General features: G+C 65.8%; 14 protein-coding genes. All 14 read right to left on the bottom strand.

Going from position 1 to position 20,547, the window contains the following annotated elements; translation table 11 throughout:
- Window positions 1-9 precede the first annotated feature (9 nt).
- Window positions 10-1,851: a UbiD family decarboxylase gene (locus tag H587_RS0101775; RefSeq protein ID WP_027174792.1), complete on the bottom strand. Its 1,842-nt coding sequence runs from the start codon at window positions 1,849-1,851 to the stop codon at window positions 10-12.
- A gap of 138 nt (window positions 1,852-1,989) precedes the next feature.
- A complete protein-coding gene (locus tag H587_RS0101770; protein ID WP_027174791.1) occupies window positions 1,990-3,810 on the bottom strand; it encodes a 2Fe-2S iron-sulfur cluster binding domain-containing protein in 1,821 nt (606 codons plus the stop codon).
- Between the two features lie 10 nt (window positions 3,811-3,820).
- A complete protein-coding gene (locus H587_RS0101765) occupies window positions 3,821-5,818 on the bottom strand; it encodes an FAD-dependent oxidoreductase (protein ID WP_027174790.1) in 1,998 nt (665 codons plus the stop codon).
- A 47-nt stretch (window positions 5,819-5,865) separates the two neighbouring features.
- A complete protein-coding gene (locus H587_RS0101760) occupies window positions 5,866-7,488 on the bottom strand; it encodes an aldehyde dehydrogenase family protein (RefSeq protein WP_027174789.1) in 1,623 nt (540 codons plus the stop codon).
- A 240-nt stretch (window positions 7,489-7,728) separates the two neighbouring features.
- Window positions 7,729-9,042: a (Fe-S)-binding protein gene (locus H587_RS0101755; RefSeq protein ID WP_027174788.1), complete on the bottom strand. Its 1,314-nt coding sequence runs from the start codon at window positions 9,040-9,042 to the stop codon at window positions 7,729-7,731.
- Between the two features lie 73 nt (window positions 9,043-9,115).
- Window positions 9,116-10,399: a (Fe-S)-binding protein gene (locus H587_RS20120; protein ID WP_245560806.1), complete on the bottom strand. Its 1,284-nt coding sequence runs from the start codon at window positions 10,397-10,399 to the stop codon at window positions 9,116-9,118.
- Window positions 10,400-10,439: 40 nt separating this feature from the next.
- Window positions 10,440-10,829, bottom strand: coding sequence for a response regulator (locus H587_RS0101745; protein ID WP_027174787.1), 390 nt, complete (start codon window positions 10,827-10,829; stop codon window positions 10,440-10,442).
- Between the two features lie 16 nt (window positions 10,830-10,845).
- A complete protein-coding gene (locus H587_RS0101740) occupies window positions 10,846-11,796 on the bottom strand; it encodes a universal stress protein (protein ID WP_027174786.1) in 951 nt (316 codons plus the stop codon).
- A 31-nt stretch (window positions 11,797-11,827) separates the two neighbouring features.
- Window positions 11,828-12,715, bottom strand: coding sequence for a CoB--CoM heterodisulfide reductase iron-sulfur subunit B family protein (locus H587_RS0101735; protein WP_027174785.1), 888 nt, complete (start codon window positions 12,713-12,715; stop codon window positions 11,828-11,830).
- Window positions 12,712-13,290, bottom strand: a complete 579-nt coding sequence (locus tag H587_RS0101730) for a 4Fe-4S dicluster domain-containing protein (RefSeq protein WP_027174784.1) — start codon at window positions 13,288-13,290, stop codon at window positions 12,712-12,714. Before H587_RS0101730 ends, H587_RS0101735 begins: the two co-directional genes overlap by 4 nt.
- Window positions 13,291-13,303: 13 nt before the next feature.
- Entirely contained in the window at window positions 13,304-16,771 is a 3,468-nt protein-coding gene (locus H587_RS0101725) for a 4Fe-4S binding protein (protein WP_027174783.1), read from the bottom strand.
- A 39-nt stretch (window positions 16,772-16,810) separates the two neighbouring features.
- Complete coding sequence (locus H587_RS0101720; RefSeq protein ID WP_027174782.1) at window positions 16,811-17,953, bottom strand: 4Fe-4S binding protein; 1,143 nt, start codon at window positions 17,951-17,953, stop codon at window positions 16,811-16,813.
- 25 nt (window positions 17,954-17,978) lie between these two features.
- A complete protein-coding gene (locus tag H587_RS0101715; protein WP_051202363.1) occupies window positions 17,979-18,449 on the bottom strand; it encodes a hydrogenase iron-sulfur subunit in 471 nt (156 codons plus the stop codon).
- A 24-nt stretch (window positions 18,450-18,473) separates the two neighbouring features.
- Window positions 18,474-20,471: a CoB--CoM heterodisulfide reductase iron-sulfur subunit A family protein gene (locus H587_RS0101710; RefSeq protein ID WP_027174780.1), complete on the bottom strand. Its 1,998-nt coding sequence runs from the start codon at window positions 20,469-20,471 to the stop codon at window positions 18,474-18,476.
- Between the last annotated feature and the right edge of the window lie 76 nt (window positions 20,472-20,547).

Genomic DNA, 20,547 nt, shown 5'->3' with positions numbered 1-20,547 from the left:
CGTTCCTCGCTAGATGATGCCGTGCAGCGGCCCACCAGGGGCCCCCAGCTCATCCACGCGGCGCTCCACCTCGGGATCGGGCGTCAGCGGCGGGGCGTGGTAGGTCTTGAGCCGGGCGTCCATGACCAGGGGGCCGTGGCAGCCCCAATGCTTGCAATGGGTGAAGGCCCGGACCCCGTAAAGGTCCGTGGCCGGATCCGAACGGGTGAAGGCCACCCAGAGAAAATTTTCCCAAGAGGCGGCGGTGAAGGCCGCATCATCGGCCAGCAGCACCAACGGAAAACCAGAGAGGTCTCCGGCCTGTTCCAGGGCCCGGCAGAGGTCTTCCAGCCGGGGATCCTGGCTGTCGCGTTCGCGGTCGTGCGGCGGTCCCTGAAGCACGAGAATGCCCGGTGATTGAACGTGGAGTCCGCCAAAGCCTTCCGGCAGGGGGAGCTCCCTGTCCAGTCGGGACGCCAGGGATCGCCGAGGTCTGCCCGCTGCGGCCAGGATCACCTTGGAGCCCTGGTTCAGGCTGATGCCGGAATAGTCCAGGGTATCCATGGTGGTGCGGGTGACGAAGTGCAGGTCGCGGCTGAGGTCCAGGCGTTCCAGAAGATGCCGGAAGAAGCCCGGGATGTCCTTGGCCGTGAGCCGGTCGTCGTCCTCCCGCGCGGCGATGAGCACGTATTTGGACAGGGAGGTCTGGGTCGTGCCCAAAAGATTCATGGCGCAGGTCAGCAGTTCCTGGGGTTGGCGATCGCGAGCATAGGGCACGTAGCGTTCGCTGCCCACGGCCAGAAGCAGCGGATGGACCCCGGCGGCGTCCACGGCGTGGACCTCGTGGACCCCGGAAAAGACCGTGGGCACCAGGGAGCCGGTCAGTTCGTGGATGAAGGTTCCGAAGACCGTATCCTCTTGCGGCGGACGGCCCACGGTGGTGAAGGGCCAGATCGCGTCCTTGCGGTGCAGGAGCTTGTCCACCCGCATCACCGGAAAGTCGTGGGCCAGGCTGTAGTAGCCCAGATGGTCGCCGAAAGGGCCCTCGGGAAGCTGCACGTCCGGGTCCACGCTGCCGCAGATGCAGAAGTCGGCTTCGGAGAGGACGGGCAGGCAGCCTTCGGGAGTGGCCATGGGGATGCGGTGCCCGGCCAGGACTCCGGCGAAAAATATCTCGGGCAGGCCCTCGGGCAAGGGCATGACGGCCGCCAAGGTCATGGCCGGGGGACCGCCCACGAAGACGTTCACGCGCAGGGGTTCTCCCCTACGGATGGCCTCGGCGTGGTGCGGGCCGATGCCGCGGTGGATCTGGTAGTGCAGGCCCACCTCCTCGTCCGCGCGGTAGCGGTTGCCGGAGAGCTGCACCCGGTACATGCCGAGGTTGGAGTCGCGAAATCCAGGTCGGGCCGGGTGTTCGGTGTAGACTTGCGGCAGCGTGACATACGGTCCGCCGTCGCGAGGCCAGGAGACAAGTCGAGGCAGGCTGGAGATGCTGGTCTCGCATTCCAGCACCGGCCCGGTGGCCACCCGGCGCGGCTGGGTGTTCCAGAGAGCCTTGGGTGCTCCAAGATACTTCAAGGGGTGTTTCAAGGCTTCCAGGGGATCAATCTTGAGCCGGAACAGATTCTCCAGGGATCGCAAGGTGTCCCGGAAGATGAAATGCGTCCGTTCCAGGGTGCCGAATAGGTTGGCGGCCATGGGGAAGGCGCAGTTCCTGACCCGGGTGAACAGCAGGGCCGGTCCCCCGGACAGGAAGACGCGGCGCTGGATGGCTCCGGCAAGAAGCTCGGCCTCCACCTCCACGTCGATGCGCCTGAGCTGCCCCACCCGTTCCAGGTCGGTCAGGCAGGCGCGCAGATTATGGTATCCCATGCGTGTCGCTCCCGATATCGTCCTACACCGGAACCCGGGGGCATGGGAAGAGCGGAGCCTCCGGAACCGGAATGACGCGCAGGCCCCGGACGTTCCGCGACGCCCGGGGCCTGAATGTTTCCGCGCTTCGGCGGGTCGTCAGCCGTTCTGCCCGTGAACTCGGGTGGCCAGGGTGATCTCCCGCCAGATTTCCTTCATGGTGTAATACCGCTCCCGGCGGCGATCCCCGTAGCCGGTATGCAGCAGTTCATGGGCCAGATGGGAATTGGGCCGCTCAAGAAAATCCTCGTAAAGCTTTCGGATAAGCGGGTTGTTGTGCGACTGGCGCACCCCGCAGCCCCGGTCGATGGCGAACAGGGCCTGTCGCCGGGCCTGGGCGTGCGGTTGGTAGGCCCGCTTCACCCGAGGTTGGCCGCCGCCGTCCATGCAGCCGCCGGGGCAGGCCATGACCTCGATGAAGGCGTGGTCCGAGCGTCCGGCCAACACGTCCTCGACCATGCGCGCGGCGCCCTTCAGGCCGTGAACCACGGCCACCTTCAGGGGCCCGGCCTCCGGGCCCAGGTCGAGCACGGCCTCGCGGACGTTCTCGTAGCCCCGCAGCGGAGTCAGTTCGATGTTCTCCAGTTCCCGGCCGTTGAGCACGTGGTAGACCGTGCGCACGGCCGCCTCCATGACTCCACCGGTGGTGCCGAAGATGGCCCCCGCTCCGGAATAGGCGCCCATGAGCGGATTGTCGAAATCGGATTCGGGCAGGTTTTTCAGGTCCAGGCCGTGCATGCGCATGAGTTCGGCGAACTCCCGGGTGGTCAGCACCACATCCACGTCCGGCGAACCATCCGTGAACAGCGCGGGACGCCGGGCCTCGTCCTTCTTGGCCGTGCAAGGCATGATCGAGATCACACGCACACGTTCCCGCTCCAGGCTCATGTTGCGGGCCAGATAGGTCTTGGCCAGCGCGCCCAGGCACTGTTGCGGCGAACGGGTGCTGGAGATCCGGGGCAGCAGTTCGGGATGGCGGGTCTCCACGAAGTTGATCCAGGCCGGGCAGCAGGAGGTGAACAGGGGCAGCGGGCCACCTTGCTTCAGACGACCGAGGAGTTCGGTGCCCTCCTCCATGATGACCAGGTCGGCGGCGAAGTTGGTGTCGAGAACCACATCCACGCCCAAAGCCCGCAGTGCGGAGATGATGCGTCCTTCCACGTTGACGCCCGGGGCCAAGCCGAATTCCTCGCCCAGGCCCACGCGCACGGCCGGAGCGAACTGGGCCACTACCACGCTGTCCGGGTCGGCCAGCATGTCCGCGGCCCGGCCCGTGTCGTCCTTGGCGGCCAGGGCCCCCACCGGACAGACCAGGGTGCACTGACCGCAGGACACGCAGCCGGGCTCCGGGCGGCTTTGGCCGTCGCGCAGATTGATCTCGCAGGTCAAGCCCTCCCCGGCCACCACCAGGGCGTCCACGCCCTGAATGTTGCGGCACACGGCCAGGCAGCGCAGGCAGCGCACACACTTGCCCATGTCCCGGGTCACAGCCGTGGCCGTCAGGTTGCGGGTGCGGCCTCCGCCTGGGTGTTCCAGGACCGGGCGTTCCCGCTCGATGCCCACCACCCGTGCCACGTCGAGCAGTTCGCAGTCGCCGTGCCGGGAGCAGGAAGCGCAGTCCTGGTCGTGGTCGGCCAGGAGTAGTTCTACCTGAAGCCGCCGCATGCGCCGCAATTCCAGGGAGTTGGTGGACACGAGCATGTCCTCCTGCAAGGGCGTGTTGCAGGACGTGACCACCACCGGCACGGCATCCGGGGTTCGGCGCATCTCCACCAGACAGACCCGGCAGGTGCCGGGAGTGTGGTTGATGTCGGCCAGCTCGCAGAGCGTGGGAATAAAAAAGCCGTTGTTCCGGGCCACCTCGAGGATGCTCTGACCGTCCTCGAACACGACTTCCCTGCCGTCGATATGCGCGCGCATGGCCGTCCTCCTAGTAGCTGCCCTTGGGGATGGGCGATTCCGTGACCAGGGAATAGATTCGGTAGCAACGCAGACAACGCCCGGCCTCGCGGTAAGCCTCCTCCTGTCCGATCGGGCGCTCCACCTCCTCGAACAGTTCACGGCGTTCGGCGGGATCCAGTTCCTGCCCCCGGATGCGGTAGAGGTGCTTCACCGGGGCGTCCGTCCACTCCTTGGAGCGGACCATGAAGTCGTTGATGAGCTTGCGCATGCGGCTGCGGGCGAAGAAGCGCACCCGGCCGTAGGTCAGATAGTCGTCTATGGCCCGAGAGGCCTTGAGGCCGTTGGCCATGGCATGAATCAGGGTTGAGGGGCCGAGCACGCAGTCGCCGCCCGCGAAGACGCCTTGTCGGGCCGTGGCCAAAGTCATGGGGTCGGTCTCCAGGCAGCCGCGTTTGTCGATGACCACGCCGTCGCCGGGACTGACGGAAGCGCTGTCCATCTGCTGACCCACGGCCGAGATGAGCAGGTCGCAGGGCAGTACGCGCTCCGTGCCGGGCACGGGGTCCACCCCGCGCCGTCCCCGGCCGTCGGTCTCCACCGGACGCATCTCGATGAGTTCCACGCCGATGACCCGCCCATCCTCGGAGAGGATGCGCGTGGGGTTGCTCAGAAAATGGAAGATCACGCCTTCCTGCTCGGCGGCCTCGACCTCCTCGTGATCCGCCGGCATGTCTTCGCGGCCCCGGCGGTAGACCAGATGCACGGCTTTGGCTCCCAGACGCAATGCCGAGCGCACGCAGTCCATGGCCACGTTGCCGCCGCCCACGGCCACCACGGTCCTGCCGGTCAGGCTCATGGGGCGCTGGCCCTCCACGTGATCATGCACGTCCAGGAGGAAATCCACGCCGGAACGACAGCCCTCGGAGCAGTGCTCTCCCTTCACGCCCAGCGGTCGGCCCGTGGAGCAGCCCAGGGCGAGGAACACGGCCTTGTAGCCCTGGGCGAAGAGATCGTCGAGGGTGAAGTCGCGACCCATGCGGCGATTGTAGAAGATGCGGCCGCCCAGATCCTCCACGATGCGCACCTCGGACTTGAGCACGGACTTGGGCAGACGATAGCTGGGGATGCCGCAGGCGGCCATGCCTCCGGCCTCGTCGCGGGCCTCCAGCACGTCCACGGGATAGCCCTTGAGCAACAGATGGTAGGCGCAGGAGATGCCCGCCGGGCCGGCGCCCACCACGGCCACCTTGAGATGCGACGGCTTCTCTTCCTCGATGAGGTCGCGGGTGAACCAATGTTCGGAAAGATGGTGCTCGTGGTCGGCCACATAGCGCTTGAGGGTCTTGATGCCCACGGGCTCGTCCACCAGGCCCCGGCGGCAGGCCTGTTCGCAGAAGCGCACGCAGACCCGGCCGCAGGTGGCGGCCATGGGATATTTTTGCAGGATCACGCCCAGGGAATGCGAAGGCTTGCCGTCCTTGATGTAGTCGATGTAGCGCGGCACGTTGACCTTGGCCGGGCAGGCCTCCACGCAGGGGGCCGTGGTGTAGGACTGGCCGGGCTGCACCGGCAGCGGCGCGGCCAGGATCTCGGCCTCGAGCACATCGCGGAAATGCTCCACGGCGGCCAGCAGGGCCACGGCGCTGGAGCGGCCCAGGTTGCAGCGCGAGGTCGATCCGGCCAGCCGGGCCAGTTCGGCGGCCTCGTCCAGGAGTTCCGGCCCGCCCTTGCCGTCACGCAAGGCGGCGAGTTTTTCCTGGATGAGATGCAATCCCACGCGGCAAGGCGTGCACTTTCCGCAGGATTCCACGGCGGCGGCGGCCAAGTGGCGGAACAGGGCGTCCAGCAGGCTCGTGTCCGGGGCGAAGACGAAGAATCCCCGGTCGCCCACGAAGGCCTTGATGGGGTTGCCCTGATTGAAGGCGTCGAACTCGGCCAGCTCCACCGATTCCGGGATTTCAAACAGGCCCTTGCCCCGATTGTCATGGACCCGCGAATCCCAGACTCCATAGATGATGCGCGCCATGTTTCCCTCGCTGCGGTTGCGTTCTTCCGCTTCCCGGTCGTCTCCCTCTACAAGGATCCGTCCGTGGACAGGAACGTGGACCTGCCCCCGCCCACGATGTCGTTGAGCAGGGCCTTGTTGCCTTCGGTGCCCTTGGCCGCCACCAGCGTGCGGATGGAGAAGCAGCGCAGGGCGTCGCTCACCGAGAGCGTGCCCTCGGCCGAGTCCTTGCGCCCCGTGAACGGGAACGTATCCGGGCCGCGCTGGCACTTGCTGTTGACGTTCACCCGGCAGACCTGATTGACCAGAGGGTCGATGAGTCGGGCCAGGGCCTCGGGGTCGGAACTGAACACGCTGACCTGCTGTCCGTATTTGGAACGCACCAGGGCCTCGATGGGTTCGCGGGCGTCGCGATACGGCACCACGGGAACGATCGGCCCGAACTGCTCCTCGTGAAAGACACGCATGTCCCCGCTCACCGGCGACAGCAGGGCGGGATGATACAAGGCCCCCACCGAGGCGCCGCCGTCGGGATTGACCACATGCGCCCCCCGGGAGCGGGCGTCGTCCAGCAGCTCCGTCAGGTACTCGATTTTGCCGTGCGTCGGCAGGGGAGTGATGTTCACGCCCTGGATCCAGGGCATGCCCACGGTAAGCCTTCCGATGCCCCGGGACAGACGTTCGAGCATCTCGTCCAGACGGCTCTCATGCACGAAGACGATCTTCAACGCGGTGCAGCGCTGGCCGCTGAAGGCCAAGCTGCCGGTCAGCACTTCCGAGGCCGCCAGCTCCATGTCCGCGGATTCCGTGACGATGGCCGGATTCTTGGCGTCCAGGCCGAGCACGCAGCGCAGGCGGTTCGGGTGGGGATGGAGTGCACGCAGGGAGGCCGCGACGGCGCTCGTGCCGATGAAGGCCAACACGCTTATCCTGCCGGACTGGAGGATGGGCCGGACCACGCGGCGGTCGCCGTGCAGAACGTTCACCACGCCCTTTGGGAAACAGTCACGGAAGGCCTCCAGAAGCGGACCGAAGATCAGGCGGCCCTGGCGCGGGGTTTTGACGATGGCCGTGTTGCCCATGAGCAGCGCCGGGATGAGCGTGGCGAAGGTCTCGTTCAGGGGATAGTTGTAGGGCCCCATGCAGAGCACCGGTCCAAGGGGGGCGCGCCGGATTTGGGCGAAGATGCCCTTCTCCTCGACGAAGCGGGCCGAGGCGCGATGCAGGCCATCGAGGGCCTCCACGGTGTCGCGGATGTCCTCCACGGTGCGTTCGAATTCGTCCCGAGCCTCTTTCAGCGGCTTGCAAATCTCCCACATCATGAACCGGACGACATCGTCACGGCACGCCTCCAGGCGAGGGATGAACTCCCGCACGTGTCGGATGCGTTCGGCCACGCCCATGGTCGGCCAAGCCCCCATGCCGTCGCCGTAGGCCGCGTCGGCGGCCGCCACGGCCGCCAAGCCGGCCGCTTCGTCCAGAACCGGACCGTAGCCGAGATGAACCGGAGCGAGCCGGTCGCCGGAACGAACGGCCACAGTTGAATCGATGCGCGTCATTTCGCCGGGCCAGCGCAGAATCTCACCGTTGAGCAGATAGCCGCGATCCTCCAGCGGAGCGGCCAGGGCATATTCGGAAGGGATGTCGCCCTCGCGAGGATAGGCGTCCAGCAAACGTTCGACAATGGACATGAAACCTTCTCGACCTCCTTGGGGGAACTCCCCCGCCGGGTTTGGTTAAGCCATTCCCGAGAGAAACAAAAGGCTTTTCCAGGCCCCCGGACAGAGAACGCCGGACGCCGCTGCTGGACAGGTTCGCAGGCGTGAAAACGACAAAGGACTTGCGATTTCATGTCGCAAGTCCTTTGTCTTCAACGCCCACCAACAGAAGGGCCTTCATCATCTCGGATGCATCGCGGGCGACCTCCCTGTTCAGACCTCCGGTTCAATGCCGAATGCCTTCCACTGAGCGGCGGCCTCCAGGGTCGCGCGGTTCACGACGTCATCCGCCCAAGGTTCGATGACCAGGGCCTCGGCCACCACCTGCCAGAGGTACTTCACCTCGTACTTGAGATCCTTGTAGTACTTGGGCAGGCGCTTCATGATCTGGTCGCGGCAGTTGGAACAGCCGACCACCACCACGTCCGCGCCGGTACGCCGGATCTGCTCGGCCTTGTAGCGGCCGTGGAAGGCCGATTGTTTCTCGAAGGGGCCTGGCCAGTTGCCCCCGCCCGCGCCGCAGCAGTAATTGGCCTCGCGGTTGGGCGTCATCTCCACGAAGTCGTCCACGCACTGGGAGAGAATCCAGCGTGGTTCGTCGAAAAACGCCTGCCCGTAGTGTTTGAGCAGTTCGCGGCCGTGCTTACAGGAATCGTGCCAGGTAAAGAGCTTGCCGGCATGCACGCTCTTGTCCAGCTTGATCCGCCCCTGCTCGATGATTTCCTTCAGGTAGTCATAAAGATAAATGAAATTGACCTTATTCTCCTCGTTCAGCTCGATACAGTGCTTCATGCCGGTCCGGCAACCGTAGGAGCCGCCGCCACAGTCCGGCATGATCATTCGCCGGATGCCGTGCCGCTTGATGAACTCGATCTTGCGCTCGGCCAGGGCCCTGATTCCCTCGTAGTTGCCGGTGAACAGGGCCCAATCCACTGCCTCCCAACCCTCTGAGGGCACAGTCCAGTTCTCTCCCGCGGCGTAGAATATCTTCCACCACCAGAACTGATCCTCGAAGTCGCCGTAGACTTCCTTGGAGTTGGGAAAGAACAGGATGTCGGCGGCGGCGCGATCCACGGGCACGTAGAAGCCGGGACACTCCTCGTCCGAGAGCTGCTGGCCCAATTCGGCCATGCCCTGGAGGTAGTCGTCCCGCGAGATGTTCATGTTGTTGCCGCTCTCCAGATTGTTCACGATGCCCTTCTGGAGCACGCCGGGCACCGCGTCGCGGGAGCGGAGGTGCTTCATATGGAGCATGATCGGCACGATGTCCAGGCCCATGGGGCAAGCCAGGGCGCAGCGGCCGCAGCCCGTACAGAGCCAGGGGAAGTTGGAGGCCACGACTTCGTCCAGCATCCCGTAGGCCAACATGCGCAACACCTTGCGGATGTTCCAGCCCTCGTTGTCCGGGGCGTCGCCGCTCGGGCAGCCGCTGCTGCACGCCCCGCAGGCCAAACAGGCGCTGAAATCGAACTTGGCGAGATGCAGCCGGATTTCCTCATCCAGGGAGGTGGGAATGACGGTGCTCATGGCGAACCTCACTCGCTGCGGGGCGTCGTCGCGGGGGCGCCCGGCCCGGAGGCCGGACGCGCCCCGCAACGCGTCATAGCCCCACGCCGGCCAGGTCTTCGCCCAGATAGCTGCGCTCGTTCTCTCCAAGACACCCCATGGACAAGCAGATAAGGGTCCAAAGGTGAACCACCGGAAAATGCTTGCCTGAATGTTCGGAGAGATCGTGAATCTGTGAATGGCAGTTGTGGCACGGAGCAATGCAATAGTCCGCGCCGGTGTTCAGAATCTGTCGCAACTTCCTTTCCCCATAGGCTCTCCTCTCGGCGGTGAAGCCGGATTGGAGATAGCCGCCCCCGCCGCCGCAGCAATAATTGTTGGAACGGTTGGGGTACATCTCGATGAAGTGCTCCTCGCCGACCACGGACTTGACCACGAACCGCAGATCCTCGGCCACCGGGTCGCCGAAGGACTTGCGCACGAGCTGGCAGGGATCCTGGACCGTAAAGGTTACTCCAATATCCCGGTTCCAGTCGGAACTGACCTTCAGCTTCCCTTCCCGTATCCAACGGGCATACAGGCGGATGATGCTCTCGATCTCGAACTTGGGGGTGATGCCGAACTTCTGCAATCCGGACCGGATTGCGTACATCTCGTGCCCTCACTCCGTGTTCAGCCAATAGCGGCATCCCAGCTCCTCCACAGCCCGGACCTTGTTGCGCACGATCGTTTCCCAGGCCTTGTCGTCGGCCAGGAACATGCAGTAGTTCTCGGCGGCCCAGCCCAATGTTCCATAGGTCCAATCACATTGCGTGGTGTGCAGGATTTTCCACAGCGGGACCATCTCGTCCGGCTCGGTCACGGGTTCGCGGGAGTTCTGGTTCAGGAAATACTCCGCGCCCTGGCGATTGAAGGAAACGGAAAGATCCTCCCAGCCGGGCTGCGACTCCTTGACCTCCTGCAGGATGTCCTCGACCACGAACTTGAAGTCCTCGCTTCTCGCCCCCATGGCCGAATTGCCTTCCGTGTTCAGCGCCTGGTCGCAGGAACCCCGGATGCCCTTGGGCCGGTTCTCCCTGGGCCACGAAGAACGCGCCTCGTAAATCAGACGCGGAATGTCGATGCGCATGGGACAAGCGTAAACGCATCGCTGGCACATGGTGCACATCCAGACCCAGGGGGTGGAGAGCACGATTTCATCCTGTCCCAGGGCGCACAGCCGAAGAAACTTGCGCGGGTCCATGTCGTGCAGGCCCGACGCTGGACACCCTGCAGCGCAGGCACCACAGGTCAGACACATGGACAGGTTTCCGCCTTCCGGCATCAGGTTCATGACCTTGCCCAGGAATTCGCTGGTCCTGGGCGTCAGCGTCGTCATTGTCTCTCCCATGGCATTCCCTCCTTGGCCGCGCCGGGCGCTAGCCGACCGTCGCCCCGGTCCTGCTTCCGTGGGCCCTGCGGATCACCTCCAGGAGCTTCTCCGTCTTGCAGGGCTTGAGCAGGTAGTCGAAAGCCCCCAGCCGAAGGAACTCGGCCGCGTCGTCCGGCGAGGCGTGCCCCGTGACCACGATGATCCTGGCCCCGACCCGGGCCTCGCCCAGACGCTCCAGGGTGGCCGTACCGGTGAGCCCGGGCAGACGCATGTCCAGGAGCACCACGTCGTAGGCGTCCCGGCCCAAGGTCTTCACGGCCTCCTCACCGCTGTTCACCGTGTCGGCGAAGAGGCCGTATGCCTCCAGGAGCTTGGCCATATTGCCGGCGAAACGCGCGTCGTCGTCCACCACCAGCACCCTGATCAGTTCGTTCATGGCATTCCTTCCCGGGCTAGACGGCGGCCATACCGGTTTCCGAGACCACTTCGCCGCCCTGGTCGTACATCAGACCGCAGCGCAGGTCGAAATGACGGTTCACGCTCATGGTCGGACAGGTGGCGTTGAGGGCCACTTGGACCACGGTGGATCCCAGGAAGGCCTTCTCGGGATCGGTTTCACGGGTATGGTGGGCCATGAGGATGAGATCGGCCTCGCGCATCCGCGCCAGCTTGAGGATCTCCATGGCGGGCATTCCCTCCCAGGCGTCGAAGGAGCAATTCTTGATGCCCCGGAGCTTGTCTCCGTACCGGTCCTCAAGAGCGGTCTTGGCCGTCTCGATGGAGCGGCGGATCTCCTCCTGGCTCAACGAAACCCGACCAGACTCTCCGCCCGCGTCCACGCAGTGGAAGACCGAGAGACCGGCCTTGTAATGCCGGGCGATCTGGCCGCCGTAGAAGACCGCGCAATCGGCCTGCTCGGAGAAGTCCGTGGCGGCGACGATGTTCATGAAATTGTGTTCGCCGTAAGGCGTGGACTTGGCCACGATCATGACCGGACAACGCGACTTCTGGCTGACCTGCTCCAGGGTGCTGCCGGCCATGCCCCACTGGCGGGAACGCAACTCCGCGTATTCCTTGGTGTGCGGCCCCATGACGATGAGGTCGGAGTTCATCTTGCGGGCGATGCGCAGAATCTCGGCGTGAGGCACGCCGGGCACCACCTTGATCTCGTAGTTCTCAAGCCCCTTGAGCTTGTCCTTGTAGTATTCCTCCACCGAGGCCTTGATCCGGCCGACCTCGCCGGAAGACTCCAGGAACTCCATCTCGCCCCAGCCCTGGACCATGCCACAGACATGCACCACGACCAGGCGGGACTCGAACCGCTGCGCGAAGTGGAAGGCCGCGTCAGCCGCACAGTCGCACAATTCCGACGGCGTGATCGCCAAAAGGATGTCCTTGAACATATCCTCACCCTCCTGTTGGGGTTCCGTGACCTCAGACCGTCGCGGCCGCGGGCGCGCGCAGCTTGCCGCGCAGAGCGTCCGTGACCGCCATGTTCTTGCCCAACAACACGTCGTCTTCCGAAAGACCCAGCGCCAGGCCCATGAGCTGAGGCAGATAGAGCACCGACACCGGGCGTCCCCTGCCGCCGGAGCGGATGGCCTCCTTCTGGTAGGCCTCCAGGTTCATCTGGCACATGGGGCAGACCGTGACGATGAGATCCGCCTCAGATGCCGCGTCCAGGATGGCGGACACCAGGGCCAGTGCCGCCGCGCGCTTGGTGGCCATGAGCGAGGCTCCACAGCAGCGGCCGCCCATGTCCCAGTCCAAGACCTCGACCCCCAAGGCCTTGAGCAGGGGCTCCATCGAGGCCGGACGTTCCGGATCGTCGAACAGCGGATAGGGTCGCAGCACCTGACAGCCGTAATAAGGCGCCACGGTCAGCCCCTCCAGGCGGCGGACCACGGCCTGGCCCACCCGCTCCGGGCCCACGTCCCGGGCGAGCACGTCCAGGAGGTGGCGGACCCGCACCGTGCCTGAGCGGCTCAGTCCCTCGGCGGAGAGGGCCTCGTTGACCCTGGCCGCGAGTTTGCGGTCCGCCTCGCATTCCCGCTCCACGCGCATGTGGTTCAGGTAGCAGGCGCTGCACGGCACGAGCATGTCCGCGTCCGGAGCCTCGCGCTCGGCCAGGGCCAGATTGCGGGCCGGCAGGGCCAGGGTCAGCAGGCGGCTCACGGGCTCCACGGCGCTCGCGCCGCAGCAGGTCCAATCCGGAATTTCCGCCAGCTCCACGCCGAGCAGACGCAACACCTCGCGGCTGGAAAGGTCGTACTCCACCGCCCCGCTCTCCAGGGAGCAGCCGGGATAGTAGCTGTACTTCATGGCCGGGCCTCCATTTCACGGACCTTGGCGAAGAGCGGGCCGAGCCTGCCTCGCTGTCCGCTTCCGCCCAGGCGCAGCTTGCCCTTGCGCAGGAGCTTCAGGCCGAGCGGGGTGTAGTCCAGGGGCAGGAGCGGATCGCGCATGTCCAGGAAGTAGTGGAGCATGAGTTCCGTTTCGCGCACCCGCCCGTTCTTCTCCACGTTGCGTATGAAGTCCTCGTAGAAGAGCCCGCGCTTGCGGTCCGCGGCCCGGCCGTCGGTGGCGGCCAAGCGCTTCAGCGCGGCCATGGCCTCGGTCAGGGGCAGGCCGCGCGGGCAGCGCAGCGTGCAGGAGTAGCAGGCCGAGCAGAGCCAGAAAGTTCGGCTTTCCAGCACCTCGTCCACGAGCCCCAGCAGGAGCATGCGCCACAGACTCCTGGGCGTGCGGTCCATGGCCGGGGCGTTGGGGCAGGAGGCGGAGCAGGTTCCGCACTGCATGCAGGCCCGCACCATGTCCTGGATTTCCGCCAGGGCCGTGATGTCGACCGCGATGGTCGCGGCCGCGGGCAGAGAAACGGCTTCGGTCCGTTCGTTCATGGCGAGTCCTCCTTCACCGTCCGGTGTTCACGACCGCGGACTGGGACGATCCGGCCAGGGCCGCGTCGATCACGGCCATGACCTGCTCGTCGCGGAAGCCGCGCAACACGGTGGCGCTGTTGGGACAGACCGCCATGCACGAACCGCAGCCCTGACAGAGCAGGTCGTCCACCACGATGGCGTCGTGCTCCAGGTCCAGGGACCGCGCCCCATACGGGCAGACCGGGATGCAGCGGCCGCAGCGCGAGCAAAGGGTGTTGCGGACCTCGGCCACCACGTTGCCGCAAGTGAGGTGCTTCTCGTTCAGAATGCGCACGGCCCGCTGGGCGGCGGCCTTGGACGAAAGGAGCGTGTCGCGCATGGTGGCCGGTCCAAGGGCCAGGCCGCAGGCGAAGACGCCGTGCTTGAGGAAGTCCACCGGCCGCCACTTGGTCTCGGCCTCCTGGTAGAAGCCGTCCTCGGTCAGCCCCACGCCGAAGAGTTCGGCCACCTCGGCGGCGTCGTTGGGCTCAACGCCGCTGGAAAGCACGAGCAGATCCGGCCGCACCTGAATCTCACCTCCCAGGACGGGGTCCAGGGCGGTGATCACCGGCCTCTGGTCCTCGAACTCCACGCGCGGCTTGTTCGCCAGGGTGTAGCGGACGAACACGGCCCCGGCGCGCCGGGCCTCGGTGTAGAAGTGCTCCGAGAAGCCCGTGCTCATGATGTCGCGGTAGAAGACGTAGATGGGCAAGCCGGGATTGCGACGCTTGAGCATGAGAATGTTCTTCAGCGCGCTCAGGCAGCAAATCCGGCTGCAATAGCGGCGCGACTCGTCGCGCGAGCGCCAACACTGGATCATGGCGACCCCGCCGAGCCCGGAGGCGTCCACCGCGCCATCGGCCAAACGCTGCTCCAGCTCCAACTGGGTCAGCACGCACTTGTGCACCCTGTTGCCGTATTCGTAGACCCGGGCTTCCCGGCCGCCGGTGGCCAGGATGGTGGCTCCGTGGTGCAGGGTGTGGGCCACGCCCTCGCCGGTGGCGATGACGGTCACGAAACGTCCGGCCCGCCCGCGCGAGAGCACCACACGGGAGTCCTTGAGCACGCGGATGTTGGGGTTCTTCTCCACCTGCTCCACCAGATCTTCCATGAAGCGGACGGGATCTTCTCCCTCAAGAGTGTAGCGCAGGTTCATGGCCATGCCGCCCAACTCTTCGGCCTCTTCCACCAGGAAGACCTTGAACCCCTGGTCCGCGATGCCCATGGCGGCGGTCATGCCCGCCAGTCCGCCGCCCACCACCAGGGCATTGGGCGAAACCGACGTGGCCTGTGGCAGGGGCGAGGGATCCGCCCCCAGCAACTTGGCCTCGGCCATGGCCAACAGAGAGGCCGTCTCGTTTGTCCGCGCGGACTTATTCCCGTTGCCCCCGGCGAATGCGGCGGTGTGGATGTCCACCACGTCCATGAGCGCGGGGTTGAGTTCGAGCGCCTCGCCCAGCTCCCGCAGACGCGGCACGTGGGCGTACGGCAGACAGGCCCCAATGAGCACCCGGTTGGGGTGCAGCTCGGCGGCCTCGTTCCTGATGGCCTCCCAGCCCTGGCGTGTGCAGGCGGAAGCCACCTCGACCACCCGGGCCACCCCGGGCAGGGACTCCATGCGCCGCCGCAGCTCGGCCATGTCCGCCCGGCGCTCCAGAGTCGGACAGGACGTGCAGATGGCCATGAGCACCCGGGGTTCCTGGCGGGAAACATCGGTGTAGACCGGCTCCTCCTCCACCACCTCCTCACGCGGCCCGCGGTAGACGCGGATCATGCGCGAGGCTCCCATGGCCGCCGCTCCGGCCTGGATCAAGGAGTCGCGAATGTCCTTGGGCTCTCCGAAGGCTCCGGCCGCGAACACGCCCAGTCGGCTCGTGCGGTTGGGGGCCAGGGGCTTCGTTTCGCAGAAACCCCACGGGTTGACCTCGACCCCGGCGGCCAAGGCCAAGCGCTCCATGGAACGGGGCGGTCTGGCGCCCACGGCAAGAACCACGGCATCGAAGACCTCCGAACGCAATTCACCGGAATAGTCGTAATATTCCACCAGCACGCCGCCGTCCGGTCCGGGCAGCAAGGTATGCGGACGGGCGGGCACGAAACGGACCCCGCCCGAGGTTTCGGCCTCGTCGCGGTAGCGCTGATAGTCCCGCCCCGGCGTACGCATGTCCATGTAGAAAATGACCGTTTCGGCCTCGCCCCCCGACAGCTTCTTGGCCAGCATGGCTTCCTTGATGGAGATCATGCAGCAGAAGGAGGAGCAGAAGTCCGCGTTGCGCTTCACATCCCGTGATCCCACGCACTGGAGCCAGGCGATCCGGCGCAGGGGCTTCTCGTCCCCGGGCCGGAGCATGCGGCCGCCGGTGGGGCCGGTGGAGCTGCACAGGCGCTCGAACTCCACGGAGGTGAGCACGCCCGGATGCGAGCCGTAGGCCAGAATGTCGGCGCATCCGGCCGGGGCCGTGGCCGGGTTGAAGCACTCGAACCCGGCGGCCAGGATCACCGCGCCAACCTCCAGCTCCAGACTCTGGTCCGAAGCCAAGCGCATGAAGAGCTTGTCCAGCCAGGGCACCGCCGTCTCCCGAACCAGGGGCTTGCGCAGCACGTCGCGTGCGCCGAGCTTGAGCAGGACATCGGCCGCGTCCTCGTGTCCAGGCGCGGCCAGCAGAACCACGGCCAGCCCTGGCCGCAACTCCAGGGCGCGGCGCAGAGTCCGCTCGGCCCCGCCGCCGGGCAGGTCCAAATCCAAAAGCAACAGGCCGCAGTCCGCGCCGCCGCCGAGTCGGTCCACGGCGGTCTCGCTTGCGCCCTCCACCCGCGTGGGGAAATCCAGATCCTGGAGCCATTGCGTCAGCTCCGCCCCGGCCGCCGCGTCCGGCGTGACCACCAGGACATGAAATCCGGCGCGCTGGGCCGAACGGAAGTCGATGGCCCCGGTGGGGCAGGCCTCGTGACAACGCCAGCAGCGTTGGCAACTGTCCAGGTCCACCACGTAGTGGTTGGGGATGTTGTGCGGCACGGGCAGATAGACTGCCGCCCGTTCGTTCAGCCCGGCGTTGAACTCGTTGGGCACCCGCACCGGGCAGACCTCGGCGCACATGCCGCAACTCACGCAACGTTCCGGGTCCACGAAGGTGGAGCGGCGACTCAAGCTGGCGTGAAACTTGCCCGGATCGCCCTCCAGAGCAGTCAACTCGGTGTGCAGGAAGATGTCGATGTTCTTGTGGAACAATCCCTTGCGCAGGCAATACTGGCTCGACTGGTCGCGCTGCGTCAGGGGAAGCATCTTGCACATGCCGCATCCATCCGTGGGGAATTGCAGATCGAGCTGCGTCAGGATTCCTCCCAGATTCGGCCGGGCGTCGATGAGGGCCACCTTGTGCCCGGTTTCGGCCAGGTCCAGGGCTGCGCGGATGCCTCCGATTCCGGCTCCAACCACCAGGGCTCCGTATTCCTTCTTCATGCGATCCTCCCGCGTCCCACACGGCCCCCGCGACGGGGGCTACTCCAATCCTCCGGTGACCTCGGCGAATTCCCGCTCCCGGAACACCGACAGCGGCGGGGGCTCATTGAGATTTCGGCCCGCCTCGTACTCGAAAGCACGTTGGGTTGAGGCGGCGATGGTCCGGAACAGCTCCATGACCGGTACCCCGTTGGGACAGGCGTTGGAGCACTGCCCGCACCCCACGCAGGCGGTGCTCATGTGGGCCAGACGGGTGATGTGGAAAAAGACGGTGTCCGTGGGCATCTTCAGGCTGCCGCGCTGACGGGCCCAGGAGATGTACTGCCAGGGCTTGTGGTCGAAGACGTCGGTGAGGAAGACGCACTCCTTGCAATAGCAGACCGGGCAGGCCATCCGGCAGTTGTAGCAGTTGACGCAGGCCGCGAGGAAAGTGGACAGGCCGTTCATGTCCGAGGTGGCGGCGGACGTCTCCTCGAACATCCTGTCGCGGGCGGCGCTCCGCTCGGCGACCAGCTCTCCGAGAGCCTTGCTCCGCCCCCCGTCGTCGACGACCTCGGGCAATTGCAGCCGGGTCATAAATCCTTCGCCCCGGGGGGTGTTGGCCAGAAGCAGCAGACCCTGATCCGGACTCTGGCCGAAGATGCCGATGGACAGGTCGGCTTCCGCGCTCGAGGGATGATCGCAGACCGCGCAGGCCCGCGCGATCTCCACGCCGTTGAAGTTTCCCCGTCCTTCGGCGCGCAGGAAGTCCGTCTCGGCCTCTGCCGCGTCGCCATTTCCCGCGAAGGTGGGATAATCCGCATTGGAAAAGGCCCCTGGACAGTCGGCGCTGATGATCAGGGCGTTTTCCATGCTGCCCTGATTCAGCTTGCACAACTCCACGAAAGCCCGAACCTCGCAAGGCCGCAGGAAAGCCGCCACCAGGCCGCCATCCGTGCCGCCCCGGGTGAGCCGGGCCAACATGCGGGCTCCGTTGATGCGGAAGGATGGAGCCAGGGGATCGGCGTCCCGCAGCTCGGCCGGATCGGTGATGAGCGCGGGCATGGTCCCATTGGTTCCGGGCAGACGCCGAGGCACGAGCACGGCCGCGATCTCATCGTCCCCCAGCAGCTGGACGCAGAGTTCTTGCACCGCGGCCACCGGATTGCCGTCCTTGACCTCGATTCTGGCGATGGTTCCCATGACGTTCCTCCGCTCGATCAGGGGTTCAGAGCAAGGGCAGGCGCCGGGTGTCGATGGGCCCCAGCTCCTTGATCTCGGCCACGAAGGAATTGACCGTGGCGGCGAATTCGTTGCCCTCGCTTGCGCCCACCCAGGTCAACTTGAGCCGCCGCTCGTCGATGCCGAAGCGCGGCAGGATCTCCTTGAGCAGCTTGATGCGCCGGCGGGCCTTGTAGTTGCCGTTGATGTAGTGGCAGTCCCCGGGGTGACAGCCGGAGACGAGCACGGCGTCGGCCCCGCTCAGAAGGGCCTTGATGACATACTTGGGATCGACCATGCCGGTGCACATCATGCGCACCAGGCGGACGTTGGGCGACTGGACCATGCGCGCGGTGCCCGCCAAATCGGCGGCGGTGTAAGTACACCAGTTGCAGACAAAGGCCACGATGGCGGGCTCGAAGCTCTCCCCCGGGACTGTCCGGGATTCCGTTTGCGGAACGACGACCAGTTCTTCCATGACTTCCTCCCGTTTCTTCCAGAATCAGACGGCTTCCGCGCCGGGCGCTTCCGGAGTCGGGCTCAGAAGCCCCTCCATCTCCGCGAAGACCTGCTTGCCGTTGAAATGGCGGATCTGGGCCGCCCCGCTGGGGCAGTGGCCGGCGCAGCTGCCGCAGCCCTTGCACATGGCCTCGTTGATCACCGAGACCTTGCGCCGCTCGTCGAACTCGATGGCCGAGTAGGCGCAGAGGTCGATGCACATCTTGCAGCCCACGCAGATGTCCGGGTTGATCCAGGAGACCGTGGGCGAGATGTCCACCTCGCCGCGCGCCGCCAAGGCCAGGGCCTGTCCAGCGCCGCCCGAGGCGTGAGCCACGGCGTCGGGGATGTCCTTGGGCCCCTGGCAGGTTCCGGCCAGGAAGATGCCGTCGGTGGCCGTGGATACCGGCCCGAGCTTGGGGTGCTCCTCCAGGAAGAAGCCGTCCTGGCCCTGGCTGATGCCGAAGACCCGGGCTACGTCCGAGGCGTCGCGCCGAGGCGTCATGGCCGTGCAGAGCACCACCATGTCCACGGGGACACGCAGGGTGCGTCCCAGCAGCGTGTCCTCGCAGACCACCACGAGCTTGCCCTTCTCGGCGGGAGTGGACGCGCGGTCGGTGATCTCGGCCGGCCGGCCCCGGATGAAGGTCACGCCCTCCTCCTGGACCCGGCGGTAAAATTCCTCATAGCCCTTTCCGAAACAGCGCATGTCGATGTAGAAATTGTAGACCCGGGTGGCGTGACCGACCTTGTCCTTGATGAGGTGGTCGTACTTCAGGGCGTACATGCAGCAGACCCGGGAACAGTACGGATGATGATTCGCGTCGCGGCTGCCCACGCAATGGATGATGCCCACGCTCTCCGGCGGACGGCCGTTCTTCATCACGATCTTGCCGCCTGTGGGGCCCACGGCGTTGTTCAGACGTTCAAACTGCAACCCTGTGTAGACTTCGGGATAGCGGCCGAAGCCATACTGCGGCAGGCTGGACGGGTCGAGGATGTCGAAGCCGGTGGCCAGAACCACGGTGCCCACCTGCAGGTCCAGGAAGGATTCGGTCTGCTGGAAATCGATGGCCCCGGAGGGGCAATGCTTCTCGCAGGCTCCGCACTTGCCTTTGACGAAATGGATGCAGACGGCGGGGTCGATCACCGGGGTGTTGGGCACGCTCTGGGGCGAGTTGCGGTGGATGGCCTTGCGCTTGCCGATGCCTTCCTCGAACTCGCTGGTCACGCTCTTGGGGCACTTCTCCATGCACAGGCCGCAGCCCGTGCAGAGATCCTGGTTCACATAGCGCGGCGCGGTCCGCACCCGCACCGTGTAGTTCCCCACGTAGCCCTTGACCTCCACCACCTCGCTCATGGTCATGAGATTGATGTTCGGTTCCTGGGCCACGGCCACCATCTTGGGCGTGGAGATGCAGGCCGCGCAGTCCAGGGTCGGGAAGGTCTTGTCGAACTGGGCCATGTGACCGCCGATGGAAGGCCCCTTCTCCACGAGGTGGACCTTGTGGCCCGACTTGGCGATGTCCAGGGCGGCCTGGATTCCGGCGATTCCGCCGCCCACCACGAGCACGTCGGGGTGTACGGCCTCCACGCGGGAATGCAGTTCGTCATGGTAATTGACCCGGGACACCGCCGCGGCCACCAAGTTGCGGGCCTTGGCCGTGGCCTCTCCCGGATCGGCCACTACCCAGGAGCAATGCTCCCGGATGCAGGTCATCTGAAAGAGAAAGGGGTTCAGCCCGCCGCGTTGGCAGGCCTTCTGGAAGGTCTTCTCGTGCAGCCGCGGCGAACAGGACGCCACCACCACCCGGGTCAGGCCCATCTCCCGGATGTCCTTGATGATCATGTCCTGCCCCGGGTCCGAACACATGAATTTGTAATCCCGGGCCACGACCACGTTCTTGAGTCCCGCCGCGAAGCGCGCCACGCCCGCCGAATCCACCCTGCCGGCGATGTTCGTGCCGCAATGGCATACGTACACACCGATTCTGCTGGCCATGCCGTGCCCTCCCGTTCCTTGCGCGGTCCCGCCCGGCGTTTCCGTTCGGGACCGCGCGGTCGCTGGCTGCATGGCT

The organism is Desulfovibrio aminophilus DSM 12254 (assembly GCF_000422565.1).
In the GTDB taxonomy this organism is placed as follows: Bacteria; Desulfobacterota; Desulfovibrionia; order Desulfovibrionales; family Desulfovibrionaceae; genus Aminidesulfovibrio; species Aminidesulfovibrio aminophilus.
This window is presented reverse-complemented; position numbering and strand designations above follow the sequence as displayed.